Here is a 22,123-nt window from a genome sequence, read left to right as displayed (position 1 = left end):
TGCAATGTAATAAGGTTAATACTTTGTTGTTTTTTATTAGGACCAGCCAAATGTGTTGACTTTATCGGGAGGGAAAGGTGTACCAGACCATTTCCTCCTTTTTTTTCACTTCATACTGTTTTTCTATTTCATAGGCATCTGTCTTTAGTTAGAGTATCATCCGTATTTATCAATAAATAATAATTTCTTCTTCACTAACTATCTTGTATTTGAAAGGCATGGCACCTTGCAAAGCTTTTAAGATACTCTCCAAAGAATCACTTTGCCGGAATTTACCGGAAATGCGTTGGGTTACATTGACCGAACGTTCTATCTTGAAATTTACGTCATTCCATAAAGCGACGCTGTTCAGCACTCTCCCGAAAGGTTCCGACAGGAAGCTCACTATTCCGTTCTTCAGGTATTCTTCATTATCAAAGTCCGATTCCCGCTTCATCAGACGGTCTCCCCACAGCACCGCCTTCTCTTTGGGTTGCAGAAATACTTCATTCCTTATATCTGCCGGGTCGTAAATGTGAACACAGCCTTCTACAAGGTCCGTCTCAAATTCAGCACTATTCTTATAGGCCGATATATTGAATTTAGTTCCGAGCACTCTGACCCGATAGCCCTTGGCCGAAACGATAAACGGCTTTTCAGGATTCTTTGCCACATCAAAATAAGTAGCGCCATCCAATTCTACTTTACGGTCCGACTCATTAAAAGATGCCGACAGGCGGAGACTGCTGCAAGGACTCAGCCAGGCAACGGTTCCATCCGGTAAATCCACTTTTACCCGCTGTCCCTTGGGAGCTGTAATCATAGTATAGTTTTTACCGAATTCCTCTGACAAGTATTGCTTTGTGACATAGAAAGTACCTGCAATCAACACCGCAAAAACAGCGGCATATTTCAAAGATACGGTAATTGTCCGCTTCAATCTTTTACGAAACAGGAGTTGCGCGAAATGCTGCTTCCCTTTTCGGCTGACTTCAGGATCGTCCTGCCGGGAAAGTATTCCGGTCAACGCCACTACATTCTGCATCCGGAGAAATTCTTTCTTCAGAGTTTCATCCGTCTCTATCCGGTCGAAAAGGTCTTTTTTCTCCCGGTCAGTCATTTCTCCTGCAAAATATTTATCTATTAGTTCATTCATTTTTTAGGGTTTCTATTAATAAGGCGTAACAGCCTTTAAAATCCACTAAAAGAAAAACAACTTTTTTTCAAAAAACTTTTTTTCTTTGCAATCAGACCCGTGCAGCCAGAATAAAGCATCACAATCCCCTGTCCCGGCCTTTCATCGGTTCATACCTCTCCCTCTCCGGAAACCTCTTCTGAACAAGCCCATCACAAGATTAAAATCAAACACACAAAAGTCCCTGATCAAAGTTCGTCAGAATACTAAAGAAAATGGGATTCTCCATATCATACTGTCCATCTCAGCACTCAAGATGTGTATCTTAGCAGCCAAGATGCAGATCTCGGCAGCCAAGATGTCCATCTTAGCGGCTAAGATGAACTTTACATGCAGACCAGAAGATTTTTCAGTCATGACTTCACCACTTCATAAAGAAGCACATCCCATCAAGCAATGGACTTCTTAATGCACTTTCTCACTCTTAACGATCACCGCATTTGCCCGAAGACACCCTACTGATCCCAAACAATAAAACGGCCTCAGATGCAATTTCAAATGTCATCGACAGTTTGAAAAAGTCAGCATCTGCGGCCGTTTACAAAACCAGCTTTGTTCATGTGCCATTCTGTTTCCGGCACATCTCCCAAACGATTTCCTTATTTCTTCTTGATCTTCTGTGGAGGTACACCCTCAAAAGTCATCTTCACAGGTTTAATAAATCCGTCTTTGTCAAAAGTCATTTTGTCAATGCAAGTCGCGCGGTGATCGCGCGCATTATCATTCAGCGGACGACGATGATAAACAATATAATAATCATCCGACCCGGGAGCATGCAACACCGAGTGATGTCCGGCACTGGTTGCCACTGAAGAATCCTGCCCCAGAATTTTGGCTACACGTTTAAAAGGACCGAACGGAGAATCGGAAATAGCATAAGCTACAGAGTAATCAGGGCTTCCCCAACCTCCTTCACTCCACATAAAATAATATTTGCCGTCTTTCTTGAACATAAACGGTCCTTCGACATAATTTTCCGGAGTCACTTCTTTATAGATAGTACCGTCTTCGAAAGGTACCAATCCTGTAAAATCATCGTTCAACTGCACTACATTACAATGTCCCCAACCACCATAATACATATAATAACGCCCGTCATCATTGTACACAAACTGGTCGATCGGTTGCGCTCCATTCACTATCTCATTAATCAACGGCTTGCCCAGCAAATCTTTGTACGGTCCTTCCGGACGATCGCTGACTGCCACGCCAATGCCACCAATCTCTCCTTCGTGAACATCGTTCGCTCCAAAAAAGAAATAATATTTTCCATTTTTGCTAATCACCGAAGGAGCCCACATCGCTTTCTTAGCCCATTTAACGGCTGTAGTATCCAGAACCGAAGCATGTTTGGTCCAGTTCACAAGGTCTTTGGAAGAGAAACAATCAAAGAAAGTCTGTTTTTCGTAAACATCGCTCCAAGTTGGAAAGATCCAATAAGTATCATCATAAATAATGCCTTCCGGATCGGCATACCACCCCTGGAGTACAGGATTACCACTCGTGGCCTTATGGGCAGCCACTTTCTTTTGCTGTGCAAAGCAGCAAGCACCGCCCACCATCAGGACGATGCAAATAACTAAGTGTTTCATTGTTGTGTTTTGAATATAAAATAAGTAATTCCTAATAGCTTGACAAAAATAGGGATTCTTTTTCAGATAATGAAAACAAAAAGGGGAAAGTAGTCTTTCAGTTCTTCTTTTAACTTGCGCAATGCGATGGCAATCTGATTCTCAACCGTATTGGGAGAAACATTCAGCCGTATAGCTATCTCTTTATAGCGGAGATTCTGCAAACGGCTCATAATAAATATTTCACGGCAACGCTCCGGCAAGCGATTGATGGCATTATTCAATATCTCCTCAATGTCAGCATCCGAAAGGCGATCGTTGTCAAATGCTTCCAATGAATATAGTTTCAGTTGGAGTTCCCTGTTTTCTATCTCCGAAAGCGAACCTTTACGGATATCACGAACCATCTCTTTACGAAAATAGTCGATACAACGGTTTTTTGCCAATGTAAACAGATAGGCATTCAGGTTCTGAAGTGTTTCGATGATATCTCTGTGTTCCCATAAATAGATAAAGATTTCCTGGACAATATTCTCCGATTCATCCTCTGAAATCAGATACGTTTGGGTAAAACGCAGTAACTTCGGAAAATAAACATCATAAATTTCTGAGAAACCGTCTTTTTTCATACTATCATCTGTTGTAACTAAAGGAACGATAATTATTACACAGGTTGCAAAGATATAAAAAGATTTAAAATTCATTATTACAAATATATGAATATTACTCTTATCTTTGTGAAAAACTAACATAAATACAACATGAAACATTTAGCAGTCTATTTTTTACTGGCATTGCAAGGAGTTCTGTTCAGCCTTTCACTCTCGGCCGCAACTCCTCAGAACACAATAGCCTATTGTGATGGGAACGTACGTTTTAGCATTCTCACAGATGGAGTTATCCGTATGGAATGGAGTCCTTCGGGTACGTTTACCGACGCCCCATCATTTGTAGCAATCCACCGTAACTTACCGGTTCCGGAGTACACGGTACAAAATAAAAGTGCGGTGGTAGTGATAAGTACCGCCCGTATGAAATTGAAATATAAAAAAGGGAAAGGTCCTTTTACGAAAGATAATTTAACGATTACATCGGCCAAAGGAATGTTGCCCTTCGAGTGGACACCCGGTACAACGCAAAAGGGAAACCTGAAAGGGACGGACCGCACACTGGATGGTTTTGAAGGAAACCACAACATATACAGCCATCAGGACATGAAGCTGGAAGACGGTCTTCTCTCAACAGACGGATGGACTCTGATTGACGATTCAAAGAATTTCCTGTTTGATGATTCGGAATGGCCCTGGGTAGAGACACGTGAAAATAAAGACGGACAAGACTGGTACTTCATGGCCTATGGACACGACTACAAAGCTGCCCTGAAAGATTATACAGCCTTTGCGGGAAAAGTTCCTCTCCCACCCCGGTACGCATTCGGCTATTGGTGGTCAAGATATTGGAGTTATTCGGACAAGGAGATGCGGCAATTGGTGGACAACTTCCACACTTATAATATTCCTTTGGATGTATTGGTGGTAGACATGGACTGGCACTATACCGAACCGGGGTTCGGCGGATGGACGGGATGGACATGGAATCGCCGACTCTTTCCGGATCCTGCCAAATTCCTCGGTTATCTGAAAGACAATGACTTAAAGATTACCCTAAATCTACATCCTGCCGATGGTGTGGCCCCTTATGAAGAAAAATATCCGGAGATGGCACAATGGATGGGAATAGATACGGCTAAACACGAACCTATCCCCTGGGTAGTTTCGGACAAACATTTTATGAATGGTATGCTGAACAAGGTACTCCGCCCCATGGAAAAACAAGGAGTAGACTTCTGGTGGCTCGACTGGCAGCAATGGATGTATGACAAGAAAGTGGACAGCCTCAGTAATACCTGGTGGATCAATTATGTTTTCTTCTCGGATATGGAGCGTAACCGTGATACGCGTCCGATGCTCTATCATCGCTGGGGAGGACTGGGCAATCACCGTTACCAGATCGGCTTCTCGGGAGATGCTGTCATATCATGGAAATCGCTTGAATTCCAACCTTACTTTACTAACTGCGCCTCCAATGTATTGTATGGTTACTGGAGCCATGACATCGGTGGGCACATGTTCAAAGGCGGTGAAAAAGAAATACTCGATCCGGAACTTTTCACCCGCTGGATGCAATACGGTGCTCTGACACCCGTGATGCGAACTCACTCTACAAAGAATGCGGTCCTGAATAAAGAATTATGGAATTTCAAAGGGGATTATTTCGAAGCCTTACGTAACTCGATCCTATTCCGCTACCAATTGGCTCCTTATATATATACGATGGCCCGGGAGACTTACGATAATGGTATTTCTATCTGCCGCCCGATGTATTACGATTATCCTGAAGCCAAAGAGGCATACGATTTCAGAAACGAATACATGTTTGGTGACCAGATTTTGGTAGCCCCCATCACTACTCCCATGCAAAACGGACTTTCCACAGTAAAGGTGTGGCTGCCGGAAGGTAACGACTGGTTTGAATGGACAACCGGAACCTTGTTGAAAGGAGGACAGACAGTAGAACGCTCGTTTACACTGACCGAATATCCGGTATACGTAAAAGCGGGCTCCGTACTCCCTCTTTACAACCGGGTGAAGAATCTGAACAGCAATAACGAAGAGATCATCGTAAATGTATTCCCCGGAGGAAGCGGTTCGTTCTGTTTCTATGAAGACAACGGCAATGATAAATATTATGCCGACGAATATGCCCATACCCGGATGGCCTGTGAACGAAAAGATAATCTTTTAACCGTAACGATTGCTCCTCGGAAAGGCAGCTATCGCAACATGCCGCTTAACCGTCAGTTTAAGATAAAAGTATTAGGTTCCGCCATTCCGGAAGCAATTACCGTGAATGGAAGCAAAGCAGAATATGAATACATCGGCGATGAATTAGCATTACTGATCACTCTACCGGAAACATCGTGCAGCCAGGGAAACACGATAGAAATTCAATATCCGACTTCTATCCCGGAATTAAATGACGGAATGGTTTCACAATTCAAACGATTCAGCAAGGCTGTCACCGCGCTCAAATACCGGGATGCCGGGATCGTATTGACCCCTGCCATGGGAACAACCGAAGCGACCAGCATTGCACTGAATTACTCGCCCGAACGTTTTAACAAACTGATAGAAGCATTCAAAAGAAACTATAGTCAAATGCCGGAAATGCTCAAGGAGCAAAAACTGAACGAGACTAATACCCAATGGTTTTTGGAAACAATCGGCTGGAAAAAATAGAATCACTTACATCTTATATTTTTTCCCACGAAACATTGCAAATCCAAGTAAAACTGATATCTTTGATAGAAATAGATATCACCTATCCATGGATTGAAATTATCTATTTGACGAGTAAACAATTTAGCGCTACTTTTGTCAAGTAATAACACGGAAGAGGGGCTGTAAAAGACTTCACATCATTGAAAGCTTTGTTTCCGGTAAAAACCAAAACTATATGGAAAAGAAAAAACTTACAGCAGCTAATGGTCGTCCTATTGCCGACAACCAAAACAGCCAGACAGCAGGCCCCCGCGGGCCAATCATGCTACAAGATCCATGGTTGATTGAGAAACTCGCTCATTTCGATCGTGAAGTGATCCCCGAACGCCGTATGCACGCTAAAGGCTCCGGAGCTTACGGCACATTTACCGTCACACACGATATCACCAAGTACACACGAGCCGCTATCTTCAGCCAGGTAGGTAAACAGACAGAATGTTTCGTACGTTTTTCAACTGTAGCAGGAGAACGCGGAGCCGCCGATGCAGAACGCGATATCCGTGGATTTGCCATGAAGTTTTATACAGAAGAAGGAAACTGGGATCTGGTAGGTAACAATACCCCTGTGTTCTTTCTGCGCGATCCTCTGAAATTCCCCGATTTGAACCATGCAGTAAAACGTGACCCACACACCAACATGCGTAGTGCCAATAACAATTGGGATTTCTGGACCCTATTGCCTGAAGCCCTCCATCAGGTAACCATTACAATGAGTCCGCGCGGTATTCCGGCTTCTTATCGCCACATGCATGGATTCGGCAGTCATACTTACAGTTTCCTAAACGCTGAGAACAAACGTATCTGGGTTAAATTCCACCTGAGAACCATGCAGGGCATCAAGAACCTGACTGATCAGGAAGCTGAAGCCATCATAGCCAAAGATCGTGAATCACATCAACGTGACTTGTACGAAAGTATCGAACGAGGTGATTTTCCGAAATGGAAATTCCAGATCCAGCTGATGACAGAAGAAGAGGCTGACAACTATCGCATCAACCCGTTTGACCTTACCAAAGTTTGGTCGCACAAAGATTTCCCGTTACAGGATGTAGGTATCCTTGAACTGAACCGTAACCCGGAAAACTATTTCGCAGAAGTAGAACAATCGGCTTTCAACCCGATGAACATTGTTGAAGGTATCGGTTTCTCTCCCGACAAGATGTTACAGGGACGCCTATTCTCTTACGGCGATGCACAACGCTATCGACTGGGAGTAAACTCTGAACAGATTCCGGTGAACAAGCCACGTTGCCCGTTCCACGCATTCCATCGTGACGGAGCTATGCGGGTGGATGGCAATTATGGCTCGGCCAAAGGCTACGAACCGAACAGCTATGGTGAATGGCAAGACTCTCCGAATAAAAAGGAACCGCCTCTGAAGGTTCATGGAGATGTATTCAACTATAACGAACGCGAATACGATGACGATTACTATAGCCAACCGGGTGACTTATTCCGACTGATGCCTGCGAATGAACAACAATTATTGTTCGAAAATACTGCACGTGCTATGGGCGATGCAGAACTGTTTATCAAACAACGGCATGTGCGCAACTGCTACAAAGCTGATCCGGCTTATGGTGCAGGAGTAGCCGGTGCCTTGGGCATCAATCTGGAAGAAGCATTGAAAGAATAATTTTCCCTCTTTTTATATGCGCCTTAAATGTTAGACAATAACATTTATGGCGCATTTTTATATCAATGATTCGTCGTCTTCCGTTATTTGTCTATCACAATGCCTTCCACAATTTCTGGAAATCATTATATTTACCGTAGCATACCAATACGTCATCCGGACGAATCTTGGCATTCTCGGGCAATTCGTTCACTATCTTGTGCTCTACCAACGAAATGCCCAAGCAGTTCTTGATGGTATTGGAGCGTTTCAGTCCTATCAGCTTTAAATGAAACTCTTCATCCAGATTTAACTCATTGACAAAATAGCCTACAAATTTCTCGGGAACATTGAATTTGACTACATAGTATTCCGAATCTATCCGGAAAGTTTCCATCTTTGTACCAAAATCCAGCAACTGCACCAAACTTCGGGCGGCATCTTCTTCCGGAGTCAGTATCTTCTCCAGTCCAAATGCTTCAAGCACTGCTTTGTGTACTCCGTCGATGGCACGTGCATAAATATGTTGCACCTGCTTTTGCTTCAACATAGCCACCACGCGGATTGAAGCTCCGAAATTCTCACCAATGGCAACAATCACCATATCAACACTGTTAAGAGGCAAAACGGAAAGAGACTGCTCGTCCGTCGCATCGATTACAAAGGCAGTGGCAATCTTATCTTTTATGCTATCTACCCGTCCTTCGTCCAAATCGGCCCCTATCACCTCGTGCCCTAAGGCGGAAAGTTCCTCAGCCAGCACATGACCGTAGTTTCCAAGACCAATAATAATGTATTTCATAATAAATTCAACTGATTAGTTTATGATAATGTTATCGCTCGGATAACGGTATTTTGTATTCTTTTTCTGTTTCACGATGCCCAGCACCAGAGTGATAAATCCTACACGGCCGATAAACATAAGCAGAGATACCAGCAACTTACTTTCATCACACAGCAAAGGAGTGGCATTCAGACTGGAGCCAACCGTACTTAAAGCCGACACACATTCAAACGTCAGGGTCATGATAGACATCTTGGGTTCCAGTATGCTCAGAATAAAGACAAACACAAACAAGATTCCCAAAGAAACGACTACCGCAGCATTGGAACGTCGGATGGAGTCATGTGACAACTCACGGCCAAATACCTCCACTCTTTCGGTTCCTCTCAGCACAGCGATCAGGTTGAGTGAGGCAACAGCAAAAGCATTTACTTTCACACCACCGGCTGTGGACTGTGCCGCACCACCGATCCACATCAGGACTATATAAAGCATGATGGTTTGTATGCTCAGTGAAGTCAGGTCTACACTGCTGAATCCGGCGGTTCGGGGGCAAGTGGCATTGAAGAAAGCCTGTGTCCACTTATCGGCAACCGACATGCCTGCAAACGAATGATCCCACTCGAAAAAAGCAATGGCAAGCGTTCCGAAAACCAGTAGCAGAACAGTCATTATCAATACAATCTTAGTATTGAGATTGAACAGATGATGTACCTGATGATTGTCCCACTGGCGGGTACGGATCAGACGCCAGAAACGACGGGCATGGTAAACTATAATATCTTTAAAATTAACCAGAATCGGAAATCCGATTCCACCAAAAATAATCAGGAAAGACACGGTTATATACAGCCAGTTATGCTGGGTCATAATCATCGGATTGCCTAAATTACCGGGCAACGTAGAAAATCCGGCATTACAAAAGGCAGAGATGGAATGAAAGGCAGAAAAAGCCAGTTCATCCTGAACATCCATCCCCAGCGTACCATGTATACTGAACCAGATAGAGAGCATGCCTATCCCCTCAATGACCAATGTAAAACCTAATATGTACAATAAAGTAGAGAATAACGACCCCAATGAATTGGAACTTACCATATCACGTACGACCAACTGATTGTACAAAGAAGTATTTCCCATGAAGAACATGGCAAAGAAACTGGTCAGTGTCATCACTCCCAGACCACCGATCTGAATCAAAAGAATGATAACTGTCAGTCCGGCCGGCGTAAAAGTAGCGGATACGTCAACGGGAACCAACCCGGTTACGCAGACGGCACTGGTAGAAGTAAACAACGCGTCGACCCACGATAAGGTAACCCCCTCCACAGTACAACGAGGCAACATCAACAACCCCGATCCGATAAATATAATCACCAGGAAGCTGACAGCCAGAATCAAAGAAGGATTGGTTCTCCTGCCCAACAATCGTACCAGCCCATTAGACAAATTCAGTAAGGAGAAAAGCAACAGCAAGACAATATGGTAAAAGTAACCGTGCAGGAATTCCCACAGATGCAGAATAGCCCCTCCCTCCTCGGGCCGATGGAAGATAACAGGAATCAAAGTCAGATACAGTAACCAGCTCAGTATCCAGGCCAACTTCCGGAAATTCTTTTTCGTATCTCTATATTCAAGCAGGATATGCAGCGTAACGTCGATCAGGAATATAATCCAAACCGTCTTATAAAGAAGATGTATTTTCGTAACTTCATGGGCAGAGAGCGTAAAGCCATGTTCGTAAATCACTCCGACTATCAGCATGATGGAAGCCAGATAGGTGATAATTGCCATTAATCGTAACAAAAGTCGTACGTAAGGCTGCAACAATTTATTCTGGTACAAAAAGAATTTATGATAAATCTTCATCGGATTGCATATTAATAGAGTCGCACAAACTTAACTAAAATAACAAACATATCCGATTCTTTGTTGCTGAAATCATATAATTCTTAAAAATTATACTTACTTTTGGCATCAGAATAATCAAATAACTACAATATTATGAGCGACAAGAAAAAAAGGTACATACTGCCTGAAGAAGAAATTCCGCATTACTGGTACAACATACAAGCCGACATGGTGAACAAGCCGATGCCCCCGTTGCATCCGGGAACCAAACAGCCATTAAAGGCAGAAGATCTGTATCCGATCTTCGCGGAAGAGCTTTGCCGTCAGGAACTGAACCAAACCGACCAATGGATAGAAATACCGGAAGAGGTTCGTGAAATGTACAAATATTACCGCAGTACTCCATTGGTCCGTGCCTATGGGCTGGAAAAAGCATTAGGCACACCGGCACATATTTATTTCAAGAATGAAAGTGTCAGCCCGATGGGTTCGCACAAATTGAACTCGGCCATTCCACAAGCTTATTATTGTAAAAAAGAAGGTGTACAGAATGTAACAACTGAAACCGGTGCCGGACAATGGGGAGCTTCCCTGGCTTACGCCGCCAAACTTTTCGGTTTGGAAGCAGCCGTTTATCAAGTGAAAATCAGTTATGAGCAGAAACCTTACCGCCGTAGCATCATGCAGACCTATGGTGCCCAGGTGACTCCTTCGCCTTCGATGTCGACCCGTGCAGGAAAAGATATTCTGACTGCACACCCGAATCATCAGGGCTCATTGGGTACCGCCATCTCTGAAGCCATCGAACTGGCTCAAACTACTCCAAACTGTAAATATACATTAGGTTCCGTTCTGAGCCATGTCACCCTGCACCAGACCGTGATTGGCCTGGAAGCTGAAAAACAAATGGCAATGGCAGGTGAATATCCCGATATGGTGATCGCATGCTTTGGTGGTGGTTCCAACTTCGGTGGCATCGCGTTCCCATTCATGCGCCATAACATCCTTGAAGGTAAAAAAACACGCTTCATTGCTGCCGAACCGGCATCTTGCCCGAAGCTGACCCGCGGTAAGTTTCAATACGACTTCGGCGACGAAGCAGGATATACCCCACTGTTGCCTATGTTTACATTGGGGCACAACTTTGCTCCGGCCAACATCCACGCCGGCGGACTTCGCTACCACGGTGCAGGAGTGATCGTTTCGCAACTCCTCAAAGACAAACTGATGGAAGCTGTCGATATCAGCCAACTGGAATCTTTCGAAGCCGGATGCCTGTTCGCACAGGTTGAAGGTATTATTCCTGCTCCGGAATCTTGCCACGCCATCGCAGCCGCCGTTCGTGAGGCAAACAAATGCAAAGAAAGCGGAGAAGAGAAAGTGATTCTGTTCAACCTGTCCGGTCACGGACTGATCGATATGGCTTCGTATGACAAATACCTGTCCGGTGACTTGGTAAACTATTCGCTTACAGATGATGATATCCAAAAGAATCTGGATGAAATAGGCAATCTGGCTTAACCGTCGGATCCCATCAGAGCTTTTGCCCCATAACAATATATGTAATCACTCATTACATATATTGTTATGGGGCAAAACATATATTGTTACGGAAATGTTATCTTTGCATATGAATCAAAGAAAAGAATATGAAATATATCGGAGCACATGTCAGTGCATCAGGAGGCGTTGAGTTCGCTCCTGTCAATGCACACGAAATCGGGGCCAACGCATTTGCCCTCTTTACTAAAAATCAACGCCAGTGGGTCAGTAAGCCACTAACCGAAGATAGTATCCGTCTCTTCAAAGAAAATTGTGAGAAATTCGGCTTCGCCCCCGAATACATTCTCCCGCACGATAGTTACCTGATAAACCTGGGACATCCCGAAGAAGAGGGACTGTCCAAAAGCCGGGCTGCCTTCCTTGACGAAATGCAACGTTGCGAACAATTGGGACTGAAACTGTTGAACTTCCATCCCGGCAGCCACCTCAACAAGATACCGGTGGAAGAATGTCTGGATCGGATCTCAGAAAGCATCAATCTGACTTTGGAAAAGACCCAAGGAGTAACTGCCGTTATTGAAAATACTGCCGGACAAGGAAGCAACCTGGGAAATGAATTCTGGCAGCTGAAGTACATCATCGACCGCGTGGAGGATAAAAGTCGTGTAGGGGTTTGTCTGGACACCTGCCACACTTTTACAGCCGGTTATGACTTTCTGAATGATTATGATGATGTCTTCGGAGAATTCGGTGAAGTAGTCGGATTTGAATATCTGCGGGGGATGCACCTCAATGATTCCAAAAAAGAATTAGGTAGTCGAGTAGATCGTCACGACAGCATCGGTAAGGGACTAATCGGTTTCGCTTTCTTTGAGAAACTAATGAAAGATCCCCGTTTCGACAATATGCCGTTGATTCTGGAGACCATTGACGAAACACTGTGGCCCGAAGAAATAGCTTGGCTGAGAGAACAAGCTCAATAGATATTGGCCATACTTACCAAAGGTTCGTATAATTTTTCAATATCTTGTGCATCCATCTCGATCTGCACCTGATCCCCCGGAACAAGTTTTTGCTTTGCCGGGGGTATATCTTTCCGATCACGGTGTATATTGATAATCTCACAACGTTCCGGCAATAGTAATTCGCTTACCGTCTTTCCATCAAAATATGAACCACTCATCACTTCGACAGAAAGAGTATAGCGCTTCTCCTCCTGAAAGTCAGGAGAACTGATCATGTCATCATAAAGTGTTACATTAAACGGCTGGATCTGCAACATCTCCGTAAAATAGTAGGTCAGCCCTCCCACAACAATGGAGGGGTAGAAAACCTCCAGATGTCCTGTGATCTCGGTAATCAAAACGATTGCTGTCAAAGGAGTCCGGATCACCGCAACCAAAAAAGCAGACATACATATCAGCATGACATAGCTGATGTTTTCGTATCCGATAATGCCCTGACGTACCAGAATCAAAGCAACGATCTGCCCGATCAGTCCCCCGGTAACCAGAGTGGGAATAAAACTTCCTCCCGGCAATCCGGAAGAAAACGAAAGCACACTAAAAACAAAATGCAGAATCATCATCCCCACAATCCACATAATATGGGTGTCAGCATGCATCGCCTGCTCCAATAAAAATTGTTCACCTCCACCGGTCAGATTCACTTCCGTGAGTGATATTAAATAAGCAATAAACAGCAAATAGAGCATCTTCACATAAGCCGGATGCTTGATGGCCGGATAAAGTCGCTTAAACCAAACTGTAATAACCGAATAAATCTTACCGGATACGGAAATCACCGCAGCCAGCAATAAGAACAATTTGACTTGTGAAGAAAAAACCAGTCCGGGAGAAATAGCGTCAATCTGGAAATAAGGGTTAATGGGAAAGATCATACTCGCCACACCACCTGCCACCACTCCGGCGAGCAAAGTGGTTATGGCGGTCTTAGGTGCATCAAAACGTTCGATAGACTCAATGACCAATAACGAAGAAGCCAAGGGAGCGGCAAAAGCAGCAGCCAATCCGGCACCTGCACCGGCGGCAAGCAGTTGTTTTCGTTCACCGGCAAGCACCCTTCCCCATTTAGACACCAGACAACCGATATAAGAGCCGATCTGCACGGAGGGTCCCTCACGTCCCAAGGACAAACCGGCACTCAACGCCAACACTCCTCCCACAAACTTAGATACTAACTCTATAAAAGGATGCTTGTAGGAGATACGTCCGTTAATCACTCCACGGGTTTGAGGAATCCCCCCACCGGTGATCAACGGCATCTTTTTCACCAGCCACATCACAAATAAGAGGATACCCCATAAAGACAAAAAGATAGGAATATGCCAATACCAATGTGGCTGTGAATCAAAAAAGTTTCTACGAGTATTAAAAAAGAATTGTAACAGATAGTGATAGGGTACAGCAACAAGCCCTGTCAACAATCCCACGAATATACTGACAAAATAAAGACGGGCATCTATCAATTTCAGCTTCCATACCCGCCATTTCCTCATATCCTCTAAATCACCTGATTTTCCAAACATATCTCCGTCCGTTATACCGTTGCAGAGTACAACAATCCGGAGATTGCTTGGTTTCACCGGAATAGTTAAAATTAGTTCAAACAAATAAAGGCCGCCACAAGCACTCGTCTTGCAGCGGCCTTCTATATGTAGACCTATTGTTTAGAACTTACTTACTTCACTTCCTCAAAGTCAGCATCCTGAACGTTATCGTCTTGTTTGCCGTTATTTTGTCCAGCATTAGCCTGACCTGCGTTCATATCCGGACCAGCCTGCGCACCACCTTGCGCACCACTCTGAGCGTACATTTCAGCACTTGCAGCCTGGAATGCAGTATTCAGTTCGGCCATAGCGCTATCGATAGTTGCCATATCCTGAGCCTTGTGAGCATCTTTCAGTTTCTGAAGAGCTGTTTCGATCGGGGCTTTCTTATCTGTCGGCAACTTATCACCCAGTTCCTTCAACTGAGTTTCAGTCTGGAAGATTAAACTGTCAGCCTGATTCAACTTGTCGATCTTCTCACGTTCTTTCTTATCTGCTTCTGCATTAGCCTCAGCTTCTGCTTTCATCTTTTCGATCTCTTCTTTGCTCAAACCGCTGGAAGCCTCGATACGGATAGCCTGTTCCTTACCTGTAGCTTTATCTTTAGCAGATACTTTCAAGATACCGTTGGCGTCAATATCAAATGTAACCTCGATCTGAGGAACACCACGGCGTGCCGGAGCAATGCCAGTCAGGTTGAACTGACCGATTGATTTATTCTGTGCAGCCATCGGACGCTCACCTTGCAAAACATGGATGGTAACCTCGGTCTGATTGTCGGCAGCAGTAGAGAATGTTTCGCTCTTACGTGCAGGAATCGTAGTATTAGCGTCAATCAATTTAGTCATAACACCCCCCAGAGTTTCGATGCCCATTGACAACGGAGTTACATCCAACAATACCACACCTTTGATTTCGTCAGTCAGTACAGCACCTTGAACAGCGGCACCTACAGCTACTACCTCATCCGGATTAACACCCTTTGAAGGAGTTTTACCGAAGAAATCTTCAACCAACTTCTGTACAGCCGGAATACGTGAAGAACCACCTACAAGAATTACTTCATCAATATCTGAGTTACTCAAACCAGCATCTTGCATTGCTTTCTTACAAGGTTCAAGACAAGCCTGAATCAGATTGTGAGCCAAAGATTCAAATTTAGCACGAGTCAGAGTCTTAACCAAGTGCTTAGGTACACCACCTACCGGCATGATATACGGCAAGTTGATTTCAGTACTTGTAGAAGAAGACAGCTCAATTTTAGCTTTTTCAGCTGCTTCTTTCAAACGCTGCATAGCCATCGGATCCTGAGTCAGGTCAGCACCTTCGTCATTCTTAAATTCCTGAACCAACCAGTCGATAATTACCTGGTCAAAGTCATCACCACCCAAGTGAGTATCACCGTTTGTAGAAAGTACTTCAAATACGCCACCGCCGAATTCCAGAATAGAGATATCGAATGTACCACCACCTAAGTCGAATACGGCAATCTTCATATCTTTGTGAGCCTTGTCGAGACCATAAGCCAACGCAGCTGCTGTCGGTTCGTTTACAATACGTTTCACTTCCAGACCGGCAATCTGTCCGGCTTCTTTTGTGGCCTGACGCTGTGAGTCAGAGAAATATGCAGGAACAGTGATTACTGCTTCTGTTACTTCTTGTCCCAGGTAATCCTCAGCTGTCTTCTTCATCTTCTGCAGAATCATTGCTGAAATTTCCTGCGGAGTATATAAGCGTCCGTCTATATCTACACGCGGAGTATTATTATCACCTTTCACCACTTTATAAGGTACACGTGCGATTTCTTTCTGCACCTGATCCCAATTTTCACCCATAAAACGTTTGATAGAGAAAACTGTACGGGTAGGATTCGTGATAGCCTGACGTTTTGCAGGATCACCCACTTTACGTTCGCCACCATCTACAAATGCTACAATGGAGGGAGTTGTACGTTTACCCTCACTATTTGCTATTACTACAGGTTCGTTTCCTTCAAATACAGAAACACAAGAGTTTGTAGTTCCTAAGTCAATACCAATAATTTTTCCCATGATCGTTATTCTTTTATTTATTATTATTTCAGTTTCTTTTGTCCGGTTATTCCCGCACCCCCTTCAGGAGTTTGTCTCAAACGGACGACTATAAAAAAACAAACCTTGTGCCAAAAGGTTGAGTAAGATCGAAAGTGACAGGATTCTGACAGAAAGTCAGATTTTGACATTTTCATGTCACCCAAAGGATGAAAAAAAGTCAAAGTTACAGGGAAATAAAATAATAATTCCCCGCCCTGAAATGGACGAGGAATTATCGTTGAGATGAAAAAAGAGAAAGTAATATCTAAAGTCTTTCAATCCACTCTCCAGGTATGGTTATGCGAAAACATCCCATAGTATGAAAACGGATTATTATCCGTATTTCTGTTTCCGAAGTATCGAGTTCGCCCACCAGTCCATTTAAAGAACCTCCGGTGACACGAACCATAGGAGCCGGCTCCGGACAATCAGGTATCCACTCCACAGCAGTATCTATATGAGAAAACAATAATTGATAACTGTTCACCTGCCATTCCGGTATCCGATATTCCCATATATTTTGAGGAATAATTAATCCTTGTATTCCGGACAACTGCAAAACATCAGATTCTGAAGCCCAGATAAGAATGCAACGAGTTATCTGTGGTAACAATGTTTCCTTGGGACGGCCCTGCCATTGATAAGTAATTTTCCGCAATGGAAGATAATTCCGTACTTTTCGTTGATCCAGTTCTTGTTTTACACGTTGCTCTGCCCGCGAAGCTGTAAAAGCAAGATACCAATGACATGACTGTTTCTCCGCCATTTCGGGCTTTTCATTTATATTCATCTATCTCTTATTTTGTTAAACTCACCATAGAAGCAACCATTGCAGCAATAGAAGCCATGGAACTACTCATGCCTACTGCTCCGGACACAGTAGCTTTTTTCCGTTCTTCTTTAGTGGGAACGATTATTTCACACCCGGGCTCAATGGCATTTGCCGTATTGTGTCTTAATCGGGAAACAGTGCCATTCATATATACAACATAGGCACGTCGCTTCAAGGCCCGGTTGCCAAAGCCGCCGGCTTGACCTATATAATAATCAATTCCACTTCCTTTTTGATAAAGAACCGTATTGGGATACATCACAGCTCCGGTTATGGTCACAGTACTGACATATTTAGGAATAAAAAGTACATCTCCCTCACGCAACACCAAATCTTCATCGGACTTTGGTTTTGCTAATGCTTTTTCAAGTTCAATACCTACTGAATAAGTCTGATCGACTTCCAGAGCAGCCAAAGATACCGAATCTTTTCCGGTTCCCTTAACAGCAAACCGGACTGCATCTTGTTTTTGCCGGATTTCATCAGCTGTCATCCTACGCATCAGGCGTGCACCTTTTACATAGGCATCTTTCGACAATCCTCCGGCCTTAGCTATCAGATCACTCAACCGTTCATTCCTTTTAGTCAGCGCATAGTTGCCTGTGAATATTACTTCTCCATCAACCGTCACATTCGCCTGTTTCTGATAGCCCGGGCTTCTACGTATAAAAACCATATCATAAGGTTCCAATTCAAACACCCTCTTTGCTCCTATCAATAGGCCATTCTCCAATTCAACCGTAAAACTTTTCCCTATTACAGAAGAGGAAGAGGTGCTTTTAGCATCTTTAATACGCCGCGATACATCGATACGAACCGTTGAAGCTGATTCCAACAGACCACCGGCTTTTAAAATCAGATCCTGGATAGTCATATTTTTAGCAAAAGGAAAATATCCCGGATTTGCCACATCGCCATAGATAGCCAATGTTCCTTCCTTTTCCAGTTCCCGGATACTCGATATATAAAGTACATCATTTTTTTGAAGGGGTAAATCAGGAATACTCCCCTCCATCAGTTTCCTCAAATCAACAGGAATCATTTCATGTGACAGATCCTCACGCTCTCGCTTAAGCAACGCTCTATTAAGAAAAGCATCCCCACGAAGCCCTTCGGCCTGACATATCAGTTGTTTTATAGTTCCTGTCAAACTGTCCAGTTGATACATACCGGCACGATATACTGCCCCACGAACTTCCACTTTATTAGAGAAACGATCTAATACCGCCTCTACGGAAACTTCATCATCATCAGTCAGAATAAAGTTTTCATAATCCACTTTATCTACATTATATATTTGCTTCTCTCTTCCGCTACGACGCAATAAACGAACCGTATTCCGATAAGCATCCCCTGTAAAGCCGCCTGCATAGTTGATTAAGGTAGCCAGAGACTCTCCCTGTTTCATCTCATAAATCATCGGTCGTTTCACTTTTCCTGAAATACCGACCAGATTCTCATAAGGAGAGACCAGAATCACATCTCCTTCCGACAAACGGATATCATCTGCCAGTTTTCCCTCCATTATATATTTATATACATCCACATCAGCTACCTTTTCACCGTTCCGCACGACTTGAATCGTACGCAAGCTGCCAATTCGATTGACCCCTCCAGCCCGATACAAAGCATGAAACACTGATGCAAAAGCAGATAACCGATAGGTACCGGGAACTTCAACCTCCCCCATGACATTGACCATAATGGAACGTATCTTCCCTAATGTCACCTTGATATGTACCGATTCTCCGGAAATAGCTGCATAGATTTTACTGAACTCACGTCGTAAATGCCGCTCAGCCTCTTGCATGTTCATACCACTCAGATAAATAGGACCGATGTTCTCCACCACAATACTTCCTTCGGGAGAGATAGTCTCTCTTACCGTATTTTCCGAAGTTCCCCATATATCAATTATCACTTCATCTCCCGGTCCTAACATGTAGTTTTCTGGAGTAGGAATATTCAGATTAGGTTCAAATGACAAGTTCCGACTTGCAAATATATTGCGCCCAAAAACCTGAGTTTGTTTGCTCTGTCCTACTACTTTTTGCAGCTCTTCCTGTTGAGCCCTTACCCATCCAATAAATAAAAGATACAGTAAAAAGACTAATACTTTCTTGCCCATTTTCCTAAGTTATTCTATCAGATTATTTTTCTTCTTAAATCTCCGAAAATCATAAAGTATCCATATCAGACAAGCAAGCAGTCCTAATATTACACTTCCAAGAATCAATCCTAATAAAATCATAGTAGTTAGCTTTTAATATATTCTCAATAAAACACTCTTATTATCAACGTATTATATCTAAAAAAATGTGTTTTTAAACGTACGTTTATTTGTTCACAAAGATAAAGCTAATATTTAAATACACAAAGTGTTTAATAAAAAGACTTCCTTTTAACTTTCATTATTATTGAAATAACCTCATTCTCAAATCAATGTCTGTTCTTTTTCTTTTCATTTTATCTCTATGATTTTATAAATCTTTCCCTTTAACGAATCACTTGTTTTTAATGTGTTTTTAAACGTACGTTTAAAAACACATTTTCATCGGCTTTCCCTTTGCTCGTATTTACGGCATTTTCCTTATTAGGCAGACCTATAATCCGGAATAATCCTGTATTTTTGCACCACGACTAATCAATATTTAAAGTATGATGAACCGATCTTCTTTTATTCTTTTTGTACTAATATCATTTCTGCTCACTGCTTGCAAAGAAAAGCAGAAAGCAACACTCACTGTCGAAGAAGGTGTTCCGGCCCCTCTTTCATATGCAGAAGGATTCGAAATAACACATTCTCCTGAATACACTACAGTAACAGTATATAATCCCTGGAAACCGGGAGAGACCTATGATATCTATTATCTTGTGAAAACCGAAGATCAGCCTGTCCCTGCCAACGGTCACAAAATAGTGATCCCACTAAAAAGTATTATGACCAACTCAGCTACTCATTTGGGGTTTCTTGAACTTCTGGGGGAATTGCATAAAGTGACAGGGGTGTGCAACTCGGCCTATATTTACAATCCTACCATTCTGCAAGGTGTCAAAGAGGGTAAAATAAAAGATTTGGGCGATGCTTTCAATCTGGACATAGAAAACTTACTTTTATTACACCCACAGGCCGTAATGACTTCTGCCTACAATACCGAAGACGAAAACAGCCGACGTATGAAACAAACGGGATTGCCGATCCTATATAATATTGAATGGCAAGAAAAATCTATTCTGGGACGTGCAGAATGGATTAAATTTGTCGGAGCCCTTTTTGACAAAGAAGCATTGGCTGACAGCATTTTCGGGCAAATAGCAAAACAATACAATGAAGTAAAAAAGAGTGCCGAGAAATTTTCATATGCGCCTTCTATACTTTCCGGGCAAGATTACAGGGGAACCTGGTCTATGCCGGGAGGAAGAAGCTATAGTGCACAACTCTTCCGCGATGCAGGTGCCAATTACTATTATGCCAACGACACAACAGCTTCCGGTAGTATATCCAGCAGTATTGAAGAAGCTCTGATACATTTCAACCAAGCTGACATATGGGTAGGCGTACAAGCCAATACTTTGGAAGAGTTGGGACGAATGGACTCGAAATACAAACTATTCAAATCATATAAAGACGGCAATGTATACCATATAAACAAGCGGGCAAATGCTACTGGTGGAAACGACTATTGGGAAAGTGGAGTAGCTCGTCCGGATCTATTATTGAGTGATATGATCAAGATCGTTCATCCGACACTATTGCCTGACTACGAGTTAACTTACATGGATAAATTAAGAAGTGAATGAAAAACTACCGGCTGTTTTTATTATTAATCATATTATTAGTCATTGCTTTCATGGCAGATATTGCTATTGGGAGCGTCAACCTCTCCATACGAGACGTATGGGATACACTTACCGGAGGCAGTGATAATCTTATCTATCGTGAAATTATCATCAATCACCGACTTCCCAAAGCATTAACAGCTATTTTAGCAGGAGCATCACTTTCTGTTGCCGGAGTATTGATGCAAACTCTGTTTCATAACCCACTGGCCGGTCCTGACGTATTGGGAGTAACTTCCGGCGCCAGCCTGGGAGTAGCCTTACTCACTTTAGGCACTTCTTCGCTTCCTTTATGGCTTATAGCAGGATGGGGGCAAGTGACAGCTGCTATCATTGGGGCTATAGGAGTTTTATTATTGGTCATAATCGTTTCTATCAAAATACCTCAGACTGTCTCTCTGTTAATCATAGGCATGATGTTCGGCAACTTTGCCGGTGCCATCGTCAGTATCCTGCAAAGTATGAGCAATCCGGATACTCTCAAGCTTTTTATTACCTGGACCTTTGGCAGCCTCTCTTCAGTGGGCTGGGAACAGATGAGTGTGATGGCCCCTGTCATTGCCTGTGGAATTCTGACTGCATTGCTCTTGCAAAAGCAACTCAATATTTTGTTGTTGGGAAAAAACTATGCCAACGGATTGGGAGTCTCTGTGATCAGATTACGCCTTTGGATTATTCTGGCCACTGCACTTTTGGCCGGAACTTCGACGGCTTTTACCGGTCCTATAGCCTTCATAGGCATCACCATGCCCCATGTAGCCAGAGGATTGTTTGGGAGCCCTAATCACCGTATTATTCTTCCGGGCTCCATACTGTGTGGTGCCATTACGCTGTTAATTTGCGACTTAATTTCTCAAATGCCCGGAATGCAGGGCACATTACCTATCAATGCAGTAACTGCTTTGTTTGGCTCTCCAGTAATCGTTTGGATCATATTCCGCAACTCATATCTAAAATAAGAAGAACCATTA

Annotated in this window: 15 protein-coding genes; 6 read left to right on the top strand and 9 right to left on the bottom strand. The window is 43.3% G+C overall.

The window, feature by feature from the left end; genetic code table 11:
* Positions 1-169: 169 nt before the first annotated feature.
* The 3 genes from R3O62_RS10280 to R3O62_RS10270 all read right to left on the bottom strand — a co-directional run bounded on the left by R3O62_RS10280 (position 170) and on the right by R3O62_RS10270 (position 3,374).
* Positions 170-1,135: a FecR family protein gene (locus tag R3O62_RS10280; protein WP_317472744.1), complete on the bottom strand. Its 966-nt coding sequence runs from the start codon at positions 1,133-1,135 to the stop codon at positions 170-172.
* A 638-nt stretch (positions 1,136-1,773) separates the two neighbouring features.
* Positions 1,774-2,766 (bottom strand): glycoside hydrolase family 43 protein, encoded by a 993-nt coding sequence (locus R3O62_RS10275; RefSeq protein WP_269110102.1) that lies wholly within the window; start codon positions 2,764-2,766, stop codon positions 1,774-1,776.
* Positions 2,767-2,828: 62 nt separating this feature from the next.
* Positions 2,829-3,374 carry an RNA polymerase sigma-70 factor gene (locus R3O62_RS10270; protein WP_032529786.1) on the bottom strand — a complete coding sequence of 182 codons (546 nt, stop codon included), beginning with the start codon at positions 3,372-3,374 and terminating at the stop codon, positions 2,829-2,831.
* Positions 3,375-3,506: 132 nt separating this feature from the next.
* Here R3O62_RS10270 and R3O62_RS10265 point away from each other — a divergent pair, with 132 nt between their 5' ends.
* Positions 3,507-6,044: a glycoside hydrolase family 31 protein gene (locus R3O62_RS10265; protein WP_269110101.1), complete on the top strand. Its 2,538-nt coding sequence runs from the start codon at positions 3,507-3,509 to the stop codon at positions 6,042-6,044.
* Between the two features lie 217 nt (positions 6,045-6,261).
* Complete coding sequence (locus tag R3O62_RS10260) at positions 6,262-7,722, top strand: catalase (protein ID WP_269110100.1); 1,461 nt, start codon at positions 6,262-6,264, stop codon at positions 7,720-7,722.
* 94 nt (positions 7,723-7,816) lie between these two features.
* Here R3O62_RS10260 and R3O62_RS10255 read toward each other — a convergent pair whose 3' ends face one another.
* Together R3O62_RS10255 and R3O62_RS10250 are read right to left on the bottom strand one after the other, a co-directional pair.
* Entirely contained in the window at positions 7,817-8,503 is a 687-nt protein-coding gene (locus R3O62_RS10255) for a potassium channel family protein (RefSeq protein WP_005775954.1), read from the bottom strand.
* Between the two features lie 15 nt (positions 8,504-8,518).
* Positions 8,519-10,354 (bottom strand): TrkH family potassium uptake protein, encoded by a 1,836-nt coding sequence (locus tag R3O62_RS10250; RefSeq protein WP_005775953.1) that lies wholly within the window; start codon positions 10,352-10,354, stop codon positions 8,519-8,521.
* A 135-nt stretch (positions 10,355-10,489) separates the two neighbouring features.
* Here R3O62_RS10250 and R3O62_RS10245 point away from each other — a divergent pair, with 135 nt between their 5' ends.
* Positions 10,490-11,857 carry a TrpB-like pyridoxal phosphate-dependent enzyme gene (locus R3O62_RS10245; protein ID WP_005809773.1) on the top strand — a complete coding sequence of 456 codons (1,368 nt, stop codon included), beginning with the start codon at positions 10,490-10,492 and terminating at the stop codon, positions 11,855-11,857.
* Positions 11,858-11,985: 128 nt separating this feature from the next.
* Positions 11,986-12,822 (top strand): deoxyribonuclease IV, encoded by an 837-nt coding sequence (nfo, locus tag R3O62_RS10240; protein WP_032535522.1) that lies wholly within the window; start codon positions 11,986-11,988, stop codon positions 12,820-12,822.
* Here nfo and R3O62_RS10235 read toward each other — a convergent pair.
* The 4 genes from R3O62_RS10235 to R3O62_RS10220 form a co-directional block, all read right to left on the bottom strand.
* Positions 12,816-14,387 (bottom strand): ClC family H(+)/Cl(-) exchange transporter, encoded by a 1,572-nt coding sequence (locus R3O62_RS10235; protein ID WP_005775949.1) that lies wholly within the window; start codon positions 14,385-14,387, stop codon positions 12,816-12,818. The genes nfo and R3O62_RS10235 overlap by 7 nt on opposite strands.
* A 152-nt stretch (positions 14,388-14,539) precedes the next feature.
* Positions 14,540-16,459, bottom strand: a complete 1,920-nt coding sequence (gene dnaK / locus R3O62_RS10230; protein ID WP_044299548.1) for a molecular chaperone DnaK — start codon at positions 16,457-16,459, stop codon at positions 14,540-14,542.
* 286 nt (positions 16,460-16,745) lie between these two features.
* Positions 16,746-17,270, bottom strand: a complete 525-nt coding sequence (locus R3O62_RS10225; RefSeq protein WP_165016035.1) for a UpxY family transcription antiterminator — start codon at positions 17,268-17,270, stop codon at positions 16,746-16,748.
* A gap of 7 nt (positions 17,271-17,277) precedes the next feature.
* A complete protein-coding gene (locus R3O62_RS10220; protein ID WP_250710202.1) occupies positions 17,278-19,440 on the bottom strand; it encodes an SLBB domain-containing protein in 2,163 nt (720 codons plus the stop codon).
* A gap of 533 nt (positions 19,441-19,973) precedes the next feature.
* Here R3O62_RS10220 and R3O62_RS10215 point away from each other — a divergent pair.
* The gene (locus R3O62_RS10215) at positions 19,974-21,113 is read left to right on the top strand and encodes an ABC transporter substrate-binding protein (RefSeq protein WP_122296642.1); all 1,140 of its coding nucleotides are present in this window, start codon (positions 19,974-19,976) and stop codon (positions 21,111-21,113) included.
* Positions 21,110-22,111 (top strand): FecCD family ABC transporter permease, encoded by a 1,002-nt coding sequence (locus R3O62_RS10210; protein WP_005809813.1) that lies wholly within the window; start codon positions 21,110-21,112, stop codon positions 22,109-22,111. Before R3O62_RS10215 ends, R3O62_RS10210 begins: the two co-directional genes overlap by 4 nt.
* Positions 22,112-22,123 lie beyond the last annotated feature (12 nt).

The sequence above is a fragment of the Bacteroides hominis genome (genome assembly GCF_033042785.2).
Classification (GTDB): Bacteria; Bacteroidota; Bacteroidia; order Bacteroidales; family Bacteroidaceae; genus Bacteroides; species Bacteroides hominis.
The sequence above is the reverse complement of the archived record's forward strand: the minus strand, read 5'-3'. Positions and strand labels throughout refer to the sequence as shown.

Bases quoted from the DNA above. Each gene is read 5' to 3' on its own strand.
- R3O62_RS10280 (WP_317472744.1), bottom strand. From the start codon at position 1,135: ATGAATGAACTAATAGATAAATATTTTGCAGGAGAAATGACTGACCGG.
- R3O62_RS10275 (WP_269110102.1), bottom strand. From the start codon at position 2,766: ATGAAACACTTAGTTATTTGCATCGTCCTGATGGTGGGCGGTGCTTGC.
- R3O62_RS10270 (WP_032529786.1), bottom strand. From the start codon at position 3,374: ATGAAAAAAGACGGTTTCTCAGAAATTTATGATGTTTATTTTCCGAAG.
- R3O62_RS10265 (WP_269110101.1), top strand. From the start codon at position 3,507: ATGAAACATTTAGCAGTCTATTTTTTACTGGCATTGCAAGGAGTTCTG.
- R3O62_RS10260 (WP_269110100.1), top strand. From the start codon at position 6,262: ATGGAAAAGAAAAAACTTACAGCAGCTAATGGTCGTCCTATTGCCGAC.
- R3O62_RS10255 (WP_005775954.1), bottom strand. From the start codon at position 8,503: ATGAAATACATTATTATTGGTCTTGGAAACTACGGTCATGTGCTGGCT.
- R3O62_RS10250 (WP_005775953.1), bottom strand. From the start codon at position 10,354: ATGAAGATTTATCATAAATTCTTTTTGTACCAGAATAAATTGTTGCAG.
- R3O62_RS10245 (WP_005809773.1), top strand. From the start codon at position 10,490: ATGAGCGACAAGAAAAAAAGGTACATACTGCCTGAAGAAGAAATTCCG.
- nfo (WP_032535522.1), top strand. From the start codon at position 11,986: ATGAAATATATCGGAGCACATGTCAGTGCATCAGGAGGCGTTGAGTTC.
- R3O62_RS10235 (WP_005775949.1), bottom strand. From the start codon at position 14,387: ATGTTTGGAAAATCAGGTGATTTAGAGGATATGAGGAAATGGCGGGTA.
- dnaK (WP_044299548.1), bottom strand. From the start codon at position 16,459: ATGGGAAAAATTATTGGTATTGACTTAGGAACTACAAACTCTTGTGTT.
- R3O62_RS10225 (WP_165016035.1), bottom strand. From the start codon at position 17,270: ATGAATATAAATGAAAAGCCCGAAATGGCGGAGAAACAGTCATGTCAT.
- R3O62_RS10220 (WP_250710202.1), bottom strand. From the start codon at position 19,440: ATGGGCAAGAAAGTATTAGTCTTTTTACTGTATCTTTTATTTATTGGA.
- R3O62_RS10215 (WP_122296642.1), top strand. From the start codon at position 19,974: ATGAACCGATCTTCTTTTATTCTTTTTGTACTAATATCATTTCTGCTC.
- R3O62_RS10210 (WP_005809813.1), top strand. From the start codon at position 21,110: ATGAAAAACTACCGGCTGTTTTTATTATTAATCATATTATTAGTCATT.